General features: G+C 66.8%; 12 protein-coding genes and 1 tRNA gene. 3 read left to right on the forward strand and 10 right to left on the reverse strand.

Translation table 11 applies throughout. From position 1 onward, the window contains the following. Positions 1-39 precede the first annotated feature (39 nt). From ACSR87_RS01005 to malQ, 3 genes are all read right to left on the reverse strand, one after another. Complete coding sequence (locus ACSR87_RS01005) at positions 40-954, reverse strand: DNA-3-methyladenine glycosylase family protein (RefSeq protein ID WP_004041571.1); 915 nt, start codon at positions 952-954, stop codon at positions 40-42. Positions 955-1012: 58 nt separating this feature from the next. Beyond that, the gene (locus tag ACSR87_RS01010; protein ID WP_498529196.1) at positions 1013-1957 is read right to left on the reverse strand and encodes a mechanosensitive ion channel family protein; all 945 of its coding nucleotides are present in this window, start codon (positions 1955-1957) and stop codon (positions 1013-1015) included. A 66-nt stretch (positions 1958-2023) separates the two neighbouring features. Continuing rightward, positions 2024-3514: a 4-alpha-glucanotransferase gene (malQ, locus tag ACSR87_RS01015; protein ID WP_498529197.1), complete on the reverse strand. Its 1491-nt coding sequence runs from the start codon at positions 3512-3514 to the stop codon at positions 2024-2026. Between the two features lie 207 nt (positions 3515-3721). Between malQ and thrS the strand changes: the two genes are divergently transcribed. Beyond that, positions 3722-5653 (forward strand): threonine--tRNA ligase, encoded by a 1932-nt coding sequence (gene thrS, locus ACSR87_RS01020; protein ID WP_008574535.1) that lies wholly within the window; start codon positions 3722-3724, stop codon positions 5651-5653. Between the two features lie 15 nt (positions 5654-5668). Here the strand turns inward: thrS and ACSR87_RS01025 are convergent, their stop codons facing one another. Together ACSR87_RS01025 and ACSR87_RS01030 are read right to left on the reverse strand one after the other, a co-directional pair. Continuing rightward, positions 5669-7114, reverse strand: coding sequence for an alpha/beta hydrolase family protein (locus tag ACSR87_RS01025; RefSeq protein ID WP_498529198.1), 1446 nt, complete (start codon positions 7112-7114; stop codon positions 5669-5671). A 123-nt stretch (positions 7115-7237) separates the two neighbouring features. After that, the gene (locus ACSR87_RS01030) at positions 7238-8545 is read right to left on the reverse strand and encodes an MFS transporter (protein ID WP_498529199.1); all 1308 of its coding nucleotides are present in this window, start codon (positions 8543-8545) and stop codon (positions 7238-7240) included. A gap of 120 nt (positions 8546-8665) precedes the next feature. Between ACSR87_RS01030 and ACSR87_RS01035 the strand changes: the two genes are divergently transcribed. Then, positions 8666-8917 (forward strand): DUF7999 family protein, encoded by a 252-nt coding sequence (locus ACSR87_RS01035; RefSeq protein WP_498529200.1) that lies wholly within the window; start codon positions 8666-8668, stop codon positions 8915-8917. Here ACSR87_RS01035 and ACSR87_RS01040 read toward each other — a convergent pair whose 3' ends face one another. Then, complete coding sequence (locus ACSR87_RS01040; protein ID WP_498529201.1) at positions 8918-9148, reverse strand: hypothetical protein; 231 nt, start codon at positions 9146-9148, stop codon at positions 8918-8920. 596 nt (positions 9149-9744) lie between these two features. Beyond that, positions 9745-9818 (reverse strand) — tRNA-Lys (locus tag ACSR87_RS01045). A 132-nt stretch (positions 9819-9950) separates the two neighbouring features. Between ACSR87_RS01045 and ACSR87_RS01050 the strand changes: the two genes are divergently transcribed. Continuing rightward, positions 9951-11408: a DHH family phosphoesterase gene (locus tag ACSR87_RS01050; RefSeq protein WP_498529202.1), complete on the forward strand. Its 1458-nt coding sequence runs from the start codon at positions 9951-9953 to the stop codon at positions 11406-11408. Positions 11409-11412: 4 nt separating this feature from the next. Here ACSR87_RS01050 and ACSR87_RS01055 read toward each other — a convergent pair whose 3' ends face one another. From ACSR87_RS01055 to ACSR87_RS01065, 3 genes are all read right to left on the reverse strand, one after another. Continuing rightward, positions 11413-11706 (reverse strand): PRC-barrel domain-containing protein, encoded by a 294-nt coding sequence (locus ACSR87_RS01055; RefSeq protein WP_004041580.1) that lies wholly within the window; start codon positions 11704-11706, stop codon positions 11413-11415. 184 nt (positions 11707-11890) lie between these two features. Beyond that, positions 11891-14092 (reverse strand): LUD domain-containing protein, encoded by a 2202-nt coding sequence (locus tag ACSR87_RS01060; protein WP_498529203.1) that lies wholly within the window; start codon positions 14090-14092, stop codon positions 11891-11893. Continuing rightward, the gene (locus ACSR87_RS01065) at positions 14085-14588 is read right to left on the reverse strand and encodes a LutC/YkgG family protein (RefSeq protein WP_498529204.1); all 504 of its coding nucleotides are present in this window, start codon (positions 14586-14588) and stop codon (positions 14085-14087) included. Before ACSR87_RS01065 ends, ACSR87_RS01060 begins: the two co-directional genes overlap by 8 nt. Positions 14589-14609: the final 21 nt, after the last annotated feature.

Consider the following 14609-nt stretch of genomic DNA (forward strand, 5'->3'; position numbering starts at 1 on the left):
GAAGGCTATCAACCTTCTTGCCACCCCGTCTCGTGGCGCTCACTCCCCGCCTGAGCGAAGGTAGTGAAACACGTACGTCTGGGTGTAGCCGGCGTAGCGACCGCCGAGGCGCTCGCGGATGGCCCGCGAGGTGTCGGCGTAGTTCCCCCGGTCGCAGTCGGGGTAGTGCTCCTCGATGGCCGACCGAATCCACGTGTCGAGCGGGACGGCTTCGAGGTAGTCGAGCGAGAACAACAGGACGCAGTCCGCGACCTTGTCACCGACGCCGACGAACGTCGTCAGGAACTCGCGGGCGTCCTCGTAGTCGCGGCCGCGGGCCTCGGCGGGCGTCGCCTCGCCCGTGGCGACCATCTCGGCCGTCCGCCGGACGTAGGGCGCGCGGTAGCCGAGGCTGAGGTCGCGGAGTTCGTCTTCGGTGGCTTCGGCCAGTCGCTCGGGCGTCGGGTACGCGAAGTACGTCTCGCCGTCGAACTCGACGCGCTCGCCGTAGGTTTCGCGGAGCCGCGACTGCATCCCGAAGATGCGCGAGACGCGCATCTGCGCCGAGCAGATAAAGGAGACGAGACAGCCGAACGGCGGGTCGCGGACGAGCCGCATGCCCGGGTACGCCTCGTAGGCCCGCCGGACGAGCGGTTCGTCGGGCATCTCCGAGACGATAGCGTCGAGGTCGTCGTCGAGGCGGAGCAGGTGGGTCAAAAGCGGGACGGCGTCGACGTTGGACTCCCACTCCAGCGCGCCGTCGGTCTGGCGGACCCTGACGACGGCCGACTCGTCGGAGACGCCGTCGAGCGGCGGGACGACCGTCTGGTACCACGCGTCGCCGCCGTGGGCCGCGTCGCGCTCGTACATCCGGCCGTCGGGGCGGTCCCAGAGGTACGACTGGCCGCTTTCCAGCGTCGATTGGAGGTCGAACGCTCCGTCGAGGCTCCCGAGGTCGATGACACCCGTCTCCATCGCTTCGACGTTGGGCGCGGGGGATTTGCGGGTTTCGATGCCGGCGCGCCGCGTCGCGTCAGCGATTTCGACTCACCGGGAAGCTGACGCGGTCGGGGTGGTCGCCAAGCCGGTCGAGGATGCGCTCGTACAGTCGGTTTTTGACGCGCTGGGCGCGGGTCGGCGGGACGAGCACGCGGAGTCGGAAGACGACCCACGACTCCTCCTGTGCGACGTTGACCGTCGGGCCGTCGGCCACGTCGAGGTCCAGCGGCGATTCGCGGAGTCTGTCCCGGTAGCGCTCCATCGCGGCGTCCATGTCGTCGCCGACTTCCTCGTCGGCCACGTCCAAGAGGAGTCGGCGGACGAACGGGAGGTCCGTCTCGTAGGACACCTGCACGGGTATCTCGGTCCAGACGCGGTCGAACAGTGCGCCGTAGTTGACGACCTCGGAGGAGAGGACCAGCGAGTTCGGGACGGTGACGGTCCGGCCGGTCGGCTGGTTCGACGCGAGGGGGCCGCCGGTCTCCCAGAGCGTCGTGACGAGGAAGTCGATTTCGGCCACGTCGCCGGAGACCGAGCCGATGTTGACGCGGTCACCGACCGCGTAAGGGCGGCTCACGAGGATGTAAAACCAGCCGATAAAAGAGAGAATCGGCTGTTGGAGCGCGAAGGTGACGGCGAAGCCGATGACGCCGAAGGAGACCAACACGCCGAGCCACTGGTCCGTGAACGCCCCGAGGACGCCGACGAGGGCGACGCCGCCGACCCCGAGTCGGAGGACGTTCCGCACGTCGTGGGCGCGGCGGCGGTCCGCGATGCGCGCGACGAGGAACGCGGTGAGAAAGCGGTAGACGCCGTAGGCGACGAGCGCGACCGCGGCGGCCGACAGCCCGGTCGAGAGAAACAGGTCGGCGTTGGGTACGTCGAACTCCGAAAGCGGGGTCGTCGCGCGGACGAGCGCCGAGAGGACCGCGGCGAGAAGCCCGGCGGCGAACGCGCCGAGGCCGAGACGGCGAGACATACCGTTGCCGTCGGGTGGGCGATTGAAAAAGGTGCAGTCGAACCGAGGCGAGAGTCGCCGGCCGCTTCAGTTGCGGATGTGGAGGTCCGTGAGGCTCGCGAGGCGGTCAGCGATGCCGTCGTCGAGGCCTTCGCGGGTGACGCGCCACTCCCAGTTACCGGTCTGCGTGCCGGGGGTGTTGAACCGGGCGTCGGAGCCGAGGCCGAGGAGGTCCTGCGTGGTTGTGAACGCGAGGACGGACGCGGAGTTCCAGACGGCGTCGATGATAGACCAGTGAATCTCCGAGCCGTCCGCGCCGATGTTGTAGTGAAGGCAGTCGCGGGTGCGGTCGTCGAGGTCGCGGTAGTAGCCGACGAACGTGTCGGTGTCGTGAGTCGAGGTGTAGGCGACGGAGCTCTCCGGGTAGTGCATCGGCTGGTACATATCGCCCTCGCGGCACCAGTCGGCGTACTGCGGGACGCGCATGCCGGGGAAGGCGAACCGGTCGCGGAGGTCGACGAGCGAGGCGTCGAGGAAGCCGAGGTCCTCGACGATGAAGGGGAGGTCGCCCAGTTCGCGCTCGACCGTCTCGAAGAAGTCGTGACCGGGCGCGTCGCGCCACTCGCCGTCGCCGGGGTCGTCGGAGTCGGCGTCGATGGCCCAGAACTCGTCGAAGCCCTTGAAGTGGTCGATGCGGGTCACGTCCACGAGGTCGAACAGCCGGCGGAGGCGGTCGAGCCACCAGCCGTAGCCGTCCTCGCGGAGCGTCTCCCAGTCGTACAGCGGGTTGCCCCAGCGCTGGCCGGAGTCGTCCGGGTTCGGCGGGACGCCGGCGACGACGGCGGGTTCGTTCGACTCGGTGAGGTCGAACGCCTCGGGGGCTGCCCACACGTCGGCGCTGTCGAGCGCGACGTAGATGGGGAGGTCGCCGACGAGGGTGATGTCCTTCTCGTCGGCGTAGTCGGCGAGGGCGCGCCACTGCTCGTCGAAGCAGAACTGGACGAACTCGCGGTAGCGAATCTCGTCGGCGTACTCGGCGCGGGCGTCGGCGAGCGCGTCGGGGTCGCGGGTCTTCAACTCGGTCGGCCAGTCTATCCACGCCCGCCGGAACTCGTCTTTCAGGGCGGCGAACAGCGCGTAGTCGTTGAGCCATCCGGCCTCGCGCTCGCGGAAGGCGTCGAAGGCGGCGCGGTCGTCCTCGGTGGCCTCGGCCTCGAAGCGGTCGAAGGCGGTGCGAAGCCGCGAGCGCTTGTACTCGCCGACGCGCTCGTAGTCGACCGCGTGGGGGTCGAAGTCGGGGACGGGTTCGAGGTCGGCGTCGGTGAGCCACCCGCGCGCGACGAGGTCGGTGAGGTCGATGAGAAGCGGATTGCCGGCGAACGAGGAGGTCGACTGGTACGGCGAGTTCGCCATCGCCGGCTCCGTCGGCCCGAGGGGGCAGAACTGCCACATCGACTGTTCGGCGTCGGCGAGGAAGTCCACGAAGGAGCGCGCGCCGTCGCCGAGGTCGCCGATGCCGTGGGGCCCCGGGACCGAGGTGACGTGCATGAACACCCCGCTCTGTCGAGAAAGTCGCATACCCACAGGGTCCGCGGGCGACCCAATTGGTACTTTGGGTCGAAACGGCGAGCCGCCGCCGGAGGCGCGAGCGCGGGGGTGGGGACCGCGTCGGGCCGCCGACGCCGCCACAGTTGTGCTAGCAAACCGCACGAAATCGGCCGCGAGCGGGCGTCGCACGCGCCCGTCTCAACAACACTTATTCTCCCCCGTCCGTTCCGTGCGCGTATGAGTGAAATCGCTGTCATCCTCCCCGACGGGACGGAACTCTCCGTCGAGGAGGGTGCGACGGTGCGAGACGCCGCGTTCGCAATCGGCCCCGGCCTCGGCAAGGACACCGTCGCCGGCGTCGTCGATGGCGAACTCGTGGACAAGGAGACGCCGCTCCACGACGGCGCGGACCTCGTCATCGTCACCGACCAGTCCGACGAGTATCTGGACGTGCTCCGCCACTCGGCGGCCCACGTCTTCGCGCAGGCCCTCCAGCGGCTCCACCCCGAGGCCAAGCTAACCATCGGCCCGTGGACGGACGACGGCTTCTACTACGACGTGACGAGCGTCGACCTCGAACAGGAGGACCTCGAAGCCATCGAAGACGAGATGCGCGACATCATCGAGGAGGACCTCGACATCGAGCGCGCCCTCGTGGACCGCGAGGAGGCCCTCGAAAAGTACGCCGACAACCCCTACAAGCGCGACATCCTCGAAGAGGAGGCCGCCGGCGACGACGAACTGTCGTTCTACCAGCAGGGCGAGTTCGAGGACCTCTGTAAGGGCCCGCACGTCGAATCGACGGGCGAAATCGGCGCGGTCAAGCTCCTCAACATCTCCGCGGCCTACTGGCGCGGCGACGAGGACAACGACACGCTGACGCGGGTGTACGGCACGGCGTTCGAGTCCGAGTCCGACCTCGAAGAGTTCCTCGACATGCGCGAGGAGGCCAAAGAGCGCGACCACCGGAAGCTCGGCCAGGAGCTGAACCTGTTCGCCATCGACGAGACGACGGGGCCGGGCCTGCCGCTGTACCAGCCCAACGGCAAGCGCATCCTCGACGAACTCGCGGACTACGCGAAACAGCTCAACCTCGACGCGGGCTACGACCCCGTCGAGACGCCCCACCTGTTCCGCACGGAGCTGTGGAAGAAGTCAGGCCACTACGAGAACTACGTGGACGATATGTTCCTCCTCGACGTGAACGACGAGGAGTACGGCCTGAAGCCGATGAACTGCCCCGGCCACGCGACCATCTTCGACCAGCAGTCGTGGTCGTACCGCGACCTGCCGGTGCGCTACTTCGAGGACGGGAAGGTCTACCGGAAGGAACAGCGCGGCGAGCTGTCGGGCCTCTCGCGGGTCTGGTCCTTTACCATCGACGACGGCCACCTGTTCGTCCGCCCCGACCAGATTGAGGACGAAATCAACCTCATCATCGACAACATCCTGACGGTGTTCGACACGTTCGGACTGGACGCCGAAGTCGCGCTCGCGACGCGCCCCGACAAATCCGTCGGCAGCGACGAAATCTGGGAGCAGGCGGAGACGCAACTCCGCGCCGTGCTCGACGACAGCGGCATCGACTACGGCATCGAGGCCGGCGACGGCGCGTTTTACGGGCCGAAAATCGACTTCGCGTTCAAGGACGCCCTCGGTCGCAAGTGGGACGGTCCGACGGTCCAACTCGACTTCAACATGCCCGACCGCTTCGACCTCACCTACACGGGTGAGGACAACGAGGACCACCAGCCGGTGATGATTCACCGCGCGCTCTACGGCAGTTACGAGCGCTTCTTCATGGTCCTCATCGAGCACTTCAACGGCAAGTTCCCGTTCTGGCTCGCGCCCGAGCAGGTCCGCATCCTGCCCATCTCGGACGACCAGATTGGGTACGCGAAGAAGCTCCAGTACGAACTCAACGACTTTCGCGTCGATATCGAGGACCGCTCGTGGACGCTCGGCCGGAAGATTCGCGAGGCTCAGACCGACCGCGTCCCGTACATGGTCATCGTCGGCGGCGACGAGGAAGAAGACGGGACCATCTCCGTCCGCGACCGCAAGGAACGCGAGGCCAAGGACGTGAGCGTCGAGGCGTTCCGCGACCACCTCCGGAGCGAGTACGACGAAAAGCGCCCCGAACCCGACTTCCTCGCCGACGAGGAGTGAGGTCCGGCAGTCGGCTCAGGCGGTAACTGATTCTCTGTTTCGGCGGTCCCGCGCCGCCGCGTCCAACTCCCGCCGGACCGTCGTTCGGAACGATTCGTCCCTGATGAGGTGTGCGAGCACGCCGAAATGTCCGCAGTCCCACTCGCGGCGGTTCGGCCGCGGGACGCCCCACTCGTCGAGAAGCGCGCGGGCCGTTGAGGCGGGAGCCATCTCGTCGCGGCTGCCGACGAACGAAAAGACGCGTTCGGGCGCGAGACACGGGTCTTTCGGCGGGTTCAACAGCGGCGCGAACTCGTGGAGCGCCGCGCCGGACCAGCCGGCCGCGTCGAGCGCGTCGTCGATGTCGAGCAGCTTCGTGAGGCCGCCAGCGAGGAGCGTCTGGTCGATCGCGCCGGGCATTCCCACGGGGAACAGCAGGTCGGGGCGCATCGACTCGGGCCAGTCGCCGCACCGGCCGCCGACGTGGAGCGCGACGGTCCCGCCGAGGCTGACGCCGCCGACGCCGACAGCCGGCGCGCCCTCGGTGCGCGCCCAGTCGATGAGGACGGCGGTCTCCAGCGCGGCCGCCGAGTAGAGCGTGAACAGGCCGACGGGCGCGCGGGCGATGTAAGGCTCACCGCTGTACCGGCCGAGTAGCTCGCGGCGGCCGTGCCACGGCGCGTCGGGAAGGACGACCCGGTAGCCCTCGGGGGCGAGCGCGCGGGCGACGTACTCCTCTTCGGGCCAGTAGGTGAGCTGGTCGTCGAACATCCCCCACCCGGAGTGGAAGACGAGCGTCGGCAGGTCGGCGTCGCCGTCGGCGTGAGCGGGTTCGTACACCCGCGCGGTCGCCCGGTCGCAGAGGTGCGGAGAGGGCGACCGGAAGCGAAGCAGGTACTCGACGGTTCCCGGCCCGCGGACGGTCGCAGAGCGCTCGACGCGAGGGAACTCCTCGGCCGCGCTGGACTCGACGAAGCCGTAGAGTCGCTCGGGTTCGGCGAGTTCGTGGTGCCAGCGGGTCCGCGCGTCCTCGGGCGAGGGCGTCTCGAACTTCACCGGCGGTACGAGGTGTTCCTTCGGGAGAAAGCCGAAGATATCGGTCGGTTTGGCCCGCCGCTCAGAGACTTCGCGGCGCTCGCGCTCGACGGCGACGCGCTCGTCGGGCGTCGACTCGGCGTCGCCCCAGAAGACGCGCTCCCAGCGCTCCATCGTCTCGTCGTACGCGCCGCGGAGGCGGGCGTACCGCGCGAGGGCGCGTTCGATTCGGTCGTGGAGGTGCGGCGCCGGCGGCGAGCCGAGCTCACGGAGGTACGCTTCCGGCCCCTCGGAGAGCGCCACGTCGGCCGCAGCGCGAGCGCGGACGACGCCGAACTCGCGGGGGAGCGAACGGGTCTTGAACGCCTCGAACGGGCGCGAGGTCAGCAGTCGGCCGGCGGGGGAGGTGAGCAACCGGTGTACCGCCGGGGTTTCGAGGTGGTCCATACGGTGTGATACGAGTGACACGATAATGACCCTAGGCCCGCGTGTCGGGGAGTGGGAACGGGCGGGGAGAAGTCCGTCCGGGGCAGAATAAATCAGATACCACGATACAAAACGCGCGAAGCCCTACCACGCCGTGAGCGCGTCGGTCCCGTGGGACCACGTCAGGGCCGCGAGGAAGGCGAGGACGCCGGTGATGGCCGACGCGCCGCCGACGAAGAACACCCACTCCATGCCGACTTCGGCCATGAGGTAGCCGCCGAGGAGGGGCGCGACGACGCTGCCGGGCCGCCAGAGGAGTTCGCGGATGCCGAAACTGCTAGCGACGCCCGCGCCGCCGGAGCCCTCGTCGGCGAACAGGGCCATGCTGGCTGGTTCGCGGAGGCTGTCAGCAACGCCGAGGAGGCCGGCGAGACCGACGAGCGGGAGGAAGGCGGGCGAAAGTGGACCGAGGACGGGGAAGACCGCGGGGAGTGCGAGCGCCTCGCCGACCGCGGGCGAGAAGGGGACGGCGAGCGCGATGAGGCCGTAGAGGCCGCCGCCGACGAAGACGAACCGTGCTCGTCCGTAGTCGTCAGAGATGCGCCCGGTGTACGGCTGACAGAGCATGTTGGTGAACTTCTCGGCGACGACGGTGGCGGCGACGGCGATGCCGCCGTATTCGAGGCCGCCGGAGGCTGCGGAAACGCCGGCGTAGATGGGGACCCACGTCCGGACGAGCGTGACCGCGACGGCGTACTGGACGCGGAAGGTCGCCATCGTCAGGATGCGCTCGTTGAGCGCGAGGTCCGTGAACGGAAAACCGTGGACGCGAGTCTCGTCCGGCGGGAGAAACACCCAGATGGCGACGACGGCGATGGTCAGGAGAATCGTGATGACGATGAAGATGGGCGTGAAGCCGAACAGGTCGTAGAGGACGCCAGCGCTGATGCTCCCGAGGATGGAGGCCGCGAAGCGGGCGGCGTTCGCCTTTCCGATGTGGTTCGCGCGCGTCCCCTCGCGGGCAAGCTCGCCGACGAGCGCGAGCGACATCAGCCCCGCGCCGGTGACGGCGACGCCCTGTGCGGCTCGGACGAAAATAAACGAGAGACTGGAGTCGACGAACGGGAACGCGGCGTAGACGACCGCACCGAGGCCGACCGTCCCCGCGAGCACGAGACGTTTGTCGTAGCGGTCGCCGGCCCACGACAAGGGCACGACGGCGACGGTCTGGGCGAGCGTGAAGCCGGTGGTGAACATGCCGATGACGAAGCCTCGAGAGAGGGAGAAGCCGCCGAGCGCGAGCCCGCCGAGCGCGAGTTCGGGGACGGCGACCGCACCCGGGTCGAGTTCGTTGATGTACTTCGGGAGGAGGGTGATGAGCGTGATGAAGCCGAAACCGCCGGCGAACCGGGTGAGATACAACGTCCAGAATCTGAGACGGGTGCGGTCCATGGGCTGTGTGCGGCCAACCGGCGAAAAGAAGTTCCGGAACCGACCGTTGCCGAGGGTAATCCAAAGCCCCGCGAAATAACGGCGGTGAACTTTATCATTCACGAAGAGAGATATGTTAGCATGGAACTGGTGAGTGGAGAGACGGCGGCGAGAGGTTCGGAGACGCGCCTCGTCCGCGTCGAGCGGGAGATGAACGACCACGGCGCGATGACCGTCCGCGTGGTCGAAACCGGAGAACTGCGAACCGTGGTGGGGTGTGCGAGTTCGGGCCTGCGGGAGCGACTCGACCCGGCGACGACCGAGTCGGAGTTCCCGCTTCGACTCGCGCCGTCGCCGGGGCGCGGGAACTCGTGGGTCGCGCTCGGGCGGTAGTCAGGAGTCGAACAGCAGTTTCGCGCCGACCGCGAGGCCGCCGAACAGCGCCACGAGCACCGCGCCGGCGACGACGTCGGCCCCGAACAATACCCCGAAGTCCGGGGTGAGCGCGGCGACGAACCGGTCGGCGTCGAAGCGGTCCCCGATGCCCATGGCCAGACCGAAGACGACGGCGACGAGAAGCGTGATGAAGACGAGGACCAGTTCGGTCCTGTCGCTCTGGTTCATGGTCGGTAGCGTTCGGAGCGGGACATAAAACACCCGAGGGTGGGAAGCGACGTGCCTGTCAGCGGCCCGAGTGGTAGACGGAGCGCCTCGGCCGTCGGAGTCGGTCCGGCAGGAAGGTAGTGAACCGGACGCGATTTGAACAACAACTCTTCTCTCCTAACGTTCACCCGCCTCATCAAGACGACGAGTGTGGTACTTCTGAAAGAAATGCAATGACACGCCAACGAGAATGAGCATCAGGCCGGGTGGGAGTGATACGAACGAAAGAACGACACCAGCAACAGCGATGTGGATAAATTTCATTTGATAAACACATGATGGCTGAGAATAATAATGGTTTCGCGGGGACTGAAATTAATATAAAACGTAGCGACATTCCCAGACAGCCACATCCCATGTGTGCGCGAGTCTATGTGCTGATACCGTCGAACCACTTCGACTATCGACTAATCGCAAGATTGCGTTGAGTCGCGTTCGTCTCGTGTTGAACTAACACCGGAACTTCGGGTGTTCCAGAAGGTTCTAATGGCGATATACTGCGTAGATTTGGACGTATCAGCCGCTCTCTGGAGGCTGTGGTTCCATCGGAAAGGTAGTGGGCCGGACGCGATTTGAACACGCGACCGTCTGATTAAGAGTCAGACGCTCTGCCTAACTGAGCTACCGGCCCTTGCAATCTCTCGTAACTGCCGGTGGGTAAAATGACTTTCCTTTCTGCACGACGACGGCAGGGACGCACACGCAAGAAACAACGAACAAACGGTGGGTGTTAAGTGGCGGCCGACCGGAGTAGCGGGCAACGATGAGTGCAGGGGTCAGCATTTCCTCGATGTCTACGTACGCGATACTCGGCTGCGGGAGCGTCGGGCACGCGGTCGCCGAGGAACTGACAGACGAGGGAAAAGACGTCCTCATCCTCGACAAGGACGAAAGCCGCGTCGAAGCCCTGCGCGACCAGGATTTGAACGCGCAGACCACGGACATCGCCGACCCGGAGCTCGCCGACGCCGTCGTCGGACGCGACGTGATTCTCATCCTCTCGTCGGACGTCGAGGCCAACAAGGCCGCCGTCTCGACCATCCGCGACCGCGACGAAGACCAGTTCATCGTCGTCCGCGCCTCCGACCCCGTCTCCGAGGACGAACTGACGAAGCTCGGTGCCGACGTGGTCATTAACCCCTCCGAGGTCATCGCGGACTCCGCGCTCCGAAGCGTCGAGTCCGGCGAACTCGAATACAAGGCCCGCCAACTGGCCGATATCCTGCGCGACACCGACCACGGGATGGCAATCCTCACCCACGACAACCCCGACCCCGACTCGCTCGCCTCGGCGGTCGCCTTACAGGCCATCGCCCGCGAGTACGACGTCGAGGCCGACATCCTCTACTCGGGCGACATGGGCCACCAGGAGAACCGGGCGTTCGTGAACATCCTCGGCATCGAACTCACCCCGCGGAGCGACTCGAAACCGCTCGAAGAGTACGGCGCTGTCGCGCTCGTCGACCACATGAAGTCGGGGATGCCCGACCTCGGCGACGCCGACATCACGGTGTTTATCGACCACTTCGAGCCCGACGACGGCATCGACGCCCGCTTTACCGACGTGCGACCGAACGTCTCGTCGACCTCGACGATTCTCACGAAGTACATCCAGGAGTTCGACCTCAGCCCGTCGCAGGCGGTCGCCACGGCGCTCCTCTACGGGATTCGCGCCGAGACGCTCGACTTCAAGCGCGACACGACGCCCGCCGACCTGACCGCGGCGGCGTACCTCTACCCCTTCGCTGACCACGATACCCTGGAGAAAGTGGAGTCGCCGTCGATGTCGCCGGAGACGCTCGACGTGCTCGCAGAGGCCATCCAGAACCGCGACGTACAGGGCTCGCATCTCGTCTCGAACGCGGGGTTCATCCGCGACCGCGACGCGCTGACGCAGGCGGCCCAGCACCTCCTCAATCTGGAGGGCATCACCACGACGGCGGTGTTCGGCATCGCCGACGACACCATCTACCTCGCGGCGCGGTCGAAGGACATCCGCATGAACATCGGGAAGATTCTGAGCGACGCCTTCACCGGCATCGGTGAGGCCGGCGGCCACTCCACGCAGGGGTCGGTCGAGATTCCGCTCGGCATTTTCACGGGCATCGAGTCCAACGATGACAACCGCGACACGCTCTTGCAGCTCACCGAAGAGGCGGTAAAGCGCAAGCTCTTCCGTGCGATGGGCGTCGAGGGCAGCGAGAGCGGAAACGGGAGTTAGAACGTCAGGCGACCAGCGACTCTTCGTCTTCTTCTGGGTTCTTCAGGCGTTCGATGACGTCGTTGATGAGGATGACGTCGCCGACGGCGCGGACCCACCGATACGGGATGAGAACGCCCTTCCCGGGTTCGATCTGGTTACGGAACAGTTCGTCGTTCAGCGCCGTCAGCGCGAGGCCGGTGACCGTCTCGTGGTCCAAGTCGAGGCGGACGTCTTCGACCTCGCCGACGAACACACCGTTGTTCGAGTAGACCTCTCGGCCTACGAGCGTCGTAATCTCTTCGGGCGTCCCGTCCATATCCGCCAACATGGGATGCCGGGTCTTAATTGTTCGTAGCCCGCGAGTCGGGGCGCAGACGCGCGGCAGACGGGCGTCCGACGCCGGCGAGAAATCACCGGACGAAGACGTGTTGGTCGGTTGAGAATACGGGGGTCAAGGGCGTCGCGGACGACGGCCGAGACCGGGGTCGGGACGGGGCGCGTTACCGCCGCGGCGCGACCAGTTGAATCGGGTGTTGCGTCGGCCGGCTGAGGAGCGAATCGAGCTGTTCGAGACAGGAGGTGCCGCTGGCGACCACGGTGCGGTCTCTGTTCTCGTCGGTCTGGAACTGCCCCCGTAGCTCGGAGCCGACATCGACGCTGAGTTCGTAGTACTCGGATTTGTAGCCGAACGAGCCGGCCATGCCGCAGCACTCCACGTCGGAGGTGGCAACGTCGTAGCCGAGGTCCGACAGGACCGCCTCGGTGTGGCCTTCGAGGCCGAGGGTGCGCTGCTGGCAGTGGCTGTGGTAGGCGATTTCCTCGCCCGCGCCCGCCGACAGCGCGTCGGCGTCAGCGCCGTTGTCCAGCAGGCCGAAGACGTACTCCATGACCTCGTAGCTGGCCTCGGAGATGCGCTCGAAGGACTTCTCGGGGAGGAACTTCTCGTACTCGGTTCGGAACATCGCGAGGTCCGACGGCTCGATGACGACGATGTCGCGGCCGTCGTCGATGTGCTCGGCGAGGCCGGCGTACACGTCGTGTGCGTGGTCCTCCGCGGTCGCAATCATGCCCTGCGAGAGCGGCGCGCGACCCGACGAGCGAACGTCGGGGACGACGACGTCGACGCCGAGCGCTTCGAGGGCGCGGACCGCGGCCTTCCCGCGTTCGACCTGCACGTGATTCGTGTACACGTCGGGGTAGAGCACGGCGGTGCGGACCGGGTCGTCGACCCGCGAGGTGCGGCTCTCGAACCAGTCTTTCAGCGTCTCGCGCTGGAATTCGGGGAGTTCTCGGCGGGCGTCGATGCCGAGGAACCGCTCCATGAGGTCCCGAGAGACGCCGAGGCCGGCGGCCCAGTTGGAGACCGGGGCGAAGAAGCTCCCGACCTTCGCGGCCGTCTCGAAGTTACCGAAGAAGCGCTTCTGGAGGCTGACACCGCCGGGCTCCTCGTCGGGGGTGAGCCCCTCGACGAGCCAGTCGAGTTCGGACACCTCGCCGCGGTTGACCCGGTCGCGGACGACCGTGTTAATCCACGGGATATCGATTTCGACCGGACAGGCGGTGGTACACCGGCTACAACCGGTACAGAGGTCGTTGAACTCGGCGGCGCTGTCGAGGCCCTCGACGCCGGCCTCCCAGCCGGTGCCGATGCCGCCGGAGTAGGTCTCGCCGCCGAAGGCGTGGCCGCCGACGTGCTGGAAGTTGGCGCAGACGTTGGAACACGCCGAACACCGGATGCAGTAGAGCGTCTCGCGGAGTTGGTCGTCCTCGCGCATGTCGAACCGCCCGTTGTCGATGAGGACGAGGTGGAAGTCGCGGTCCGTCTCGGTCTCCGAAAGCGGCGTGTCGGGGGCGTCGAAATCGACGGGCGGCGACTCGACCGGCGGCGTCAGAAGCGAGATGTAGGAGGTGATGTCCTGTCCCGTCCCCGACTTGCCGATGAGTTCGACGAAGGGCCGGAGGTCCTCGACGGTCGGGATGACCTTCTCGACGCCGGCGACCGCGACGTGCGTGTCGGGGACGACGGCCGTCTTCCGGGCGTTGCCCTCGGAGGTGACAAGCGCCATCGTGCCGGTGTCGGCGGTGATGAAGTTCGCGCCGGTCATCCCCACGTCCGCGCCCTCGATGAGGTCGCCGAGCTGTTCGCGGGCGAACATGGTGAGTTCCTCCGCGGTTTCGAGGGGTTCGTCGGGCTCGAACGTCTCGTTGAACAGGTCGGCGATAGCGTCCCGCGACTTGTGGATGGCGGGCGCGACGATGTGCGACGGCGACTCGTCTGCGACCTGCAAGACCCACTCGCCAAGGTCGGTCTCGACCACGTCGATGTCGGCGGCTTCGAGGTCCTCGTTGACCTCGATTTCCTCGGATGTCATCGACTTCGACTTGACGACGCGCTCGGCCTCCTTGTCCTCGCAGACCTCGCGGACGTACCGGTTCGCGTCGGCCGCGTCGTCGGCGATGTAGAGCGTGCCGCCGTTGGATTCGACCGTCTCGCGCAGTTGGTCGATGAGTTCGGGGAGGCGCTCGATGGCGTCTTCCTTGATGGCTCGGGCTTCGGACTTCAGCCCCTCGTAGTCGTCGAGCGTCTGGACCGACTCGTAGCGACCCTCGTTGAACCCGCGGGTGCTCGTGCCGACGGCGTCGCCCTCGGTCTCCATCAGCTGTCGAATCTTCGCCGCCTTGGCCTCGCGCGCCTTACTCATCGAGAATCACCACGTGAACTTCCTTCGGACCGTGTGCTCCTTTCACCAGCGCGCCCATGTCGGCGGTGGCGCTGGGACCGGTGGCGATGATGGCCGAGGAGTGTCCCGTGCGGAACTCCTCGCCCAGCCAGTCGAACGCCTCGGGCATGCCGGGGACGATGTCCGACCGCCGGAGGACGGCGACGTGGAGGTCGCCGAACAGACTCACGGGTTCGACGCCGTCGGGCGTGCCCTGCACGACGACGCTGCCGTAGTCCGCGATGCCCAGTCCCGCGGCCGTGACGCCGGCGTTCGCCTCGCGGAGGTCCGCGGGGGTCGGGTCCGTGTTCACCCAGTCGGGGAGGGAGACGCCGTCGTACGGGAGTTCCACGCCGACGGCCGGCTCCGGACAGCGTTCTTCGAGTACGTCCGCCAGCCCGTCGGGCGACGCGTGTGTCCAGCCTACTTCGAGTCGTTCGAGCGAGTCCTCGAACGTCGCAACCGTGCCGGTTGACATACGTTGAGCTAGCGCGTTCTA

It is taken from the genome of Haloferax sp. SDI50 (genome assembly GCF_059802635.1).

Bases quoted from the DNA above. Each gene is read 5' to 3' on its own strand.
- ACSR87_RS01055 (WP_004041580.1), bottom strand. From the start codon at position 11,706: ATGGACGGGACGCCCGAAGAGATTACGACGCTCGTAGGCCGAGAGGTC.
- ACSR87_RS01025 (WP_498529198.1), bottom strand. From the start codon at position 7,114: ATGGACCACCTCGAAACCCCGGCGGTACACCGGTTGCTCACCTCCCCC.
- ACSR87_RS01005 (WP_004041571.1), bottom strand. From the start codon at position 954: ATGGAGACGGGTGTCATCGACCTCGGGAGCCTCGACGGAGCGTTCGAC.
- ACSR87_RS01065 (WP_498529204.1), bottom strand. From the start codon at position 14,588: ATGTCAACCGGCACGGTTGCGACGTTCGAGGACTCGCTCGAACGACTC.
- ACSR87_RS01050 (WP_498529202.1), top strand. From the start codon at position 9,951: ATGAGTGCAGGGGTCAGCATTTCCTCGATGTCTACGTACGCGATACTC.
- ACSR87_RS01040 (WP_498529201.1), bottom strand. From the start codon at position 9,148: ATGAACCAGAGCGACAGGACCGAACTGGTCCTCGTCTTCATCACGCTT.
- ACSR87_RS01060 (WP_498529203.1), bottom strand. From the start codon at position 14,092: ATGAGTAAGGCGCGCGAGGCCAAGGCGGCGAAGATTCGACAGCTGATG.
- ACSR87_RS01010 (WP_498529196.1), bottom strand. From the start codon at position 1,957: ATGTCTCGCCGTCTCGGCCTCGGCGCGTTCGCCGCCGGGCTTCTCGCC.
- ACSR87_RS01035 (WP_498529200.1), top strand. From the start codon at position 8,666: ATGGAACTGGTGAGTGGAGAGACGGCGGCGAGAGGTTCGGAGACGCGC.
- thrS (WP_008574535.1), top strand. From the start codon at position 3,722: ATGAGTGAAATCGCTGTCATCCTCCCCGACGGGACGGAACTCTCCGTC.
- malQ (WP_498529197.1), bottom strand. From the start codon at position 3,514: ATGCGACTTTCTCGACAGAGCGGGGTGTTCATGCACGTCACCTCGGTC.
- ACSR87_RS01030 (WP_498529199.1), bottom strand. From the start codon at position 8,545: ATGGACCGCACCCGTCTCAGATTCTGGACGTTGTATCTCACCCGGTTC.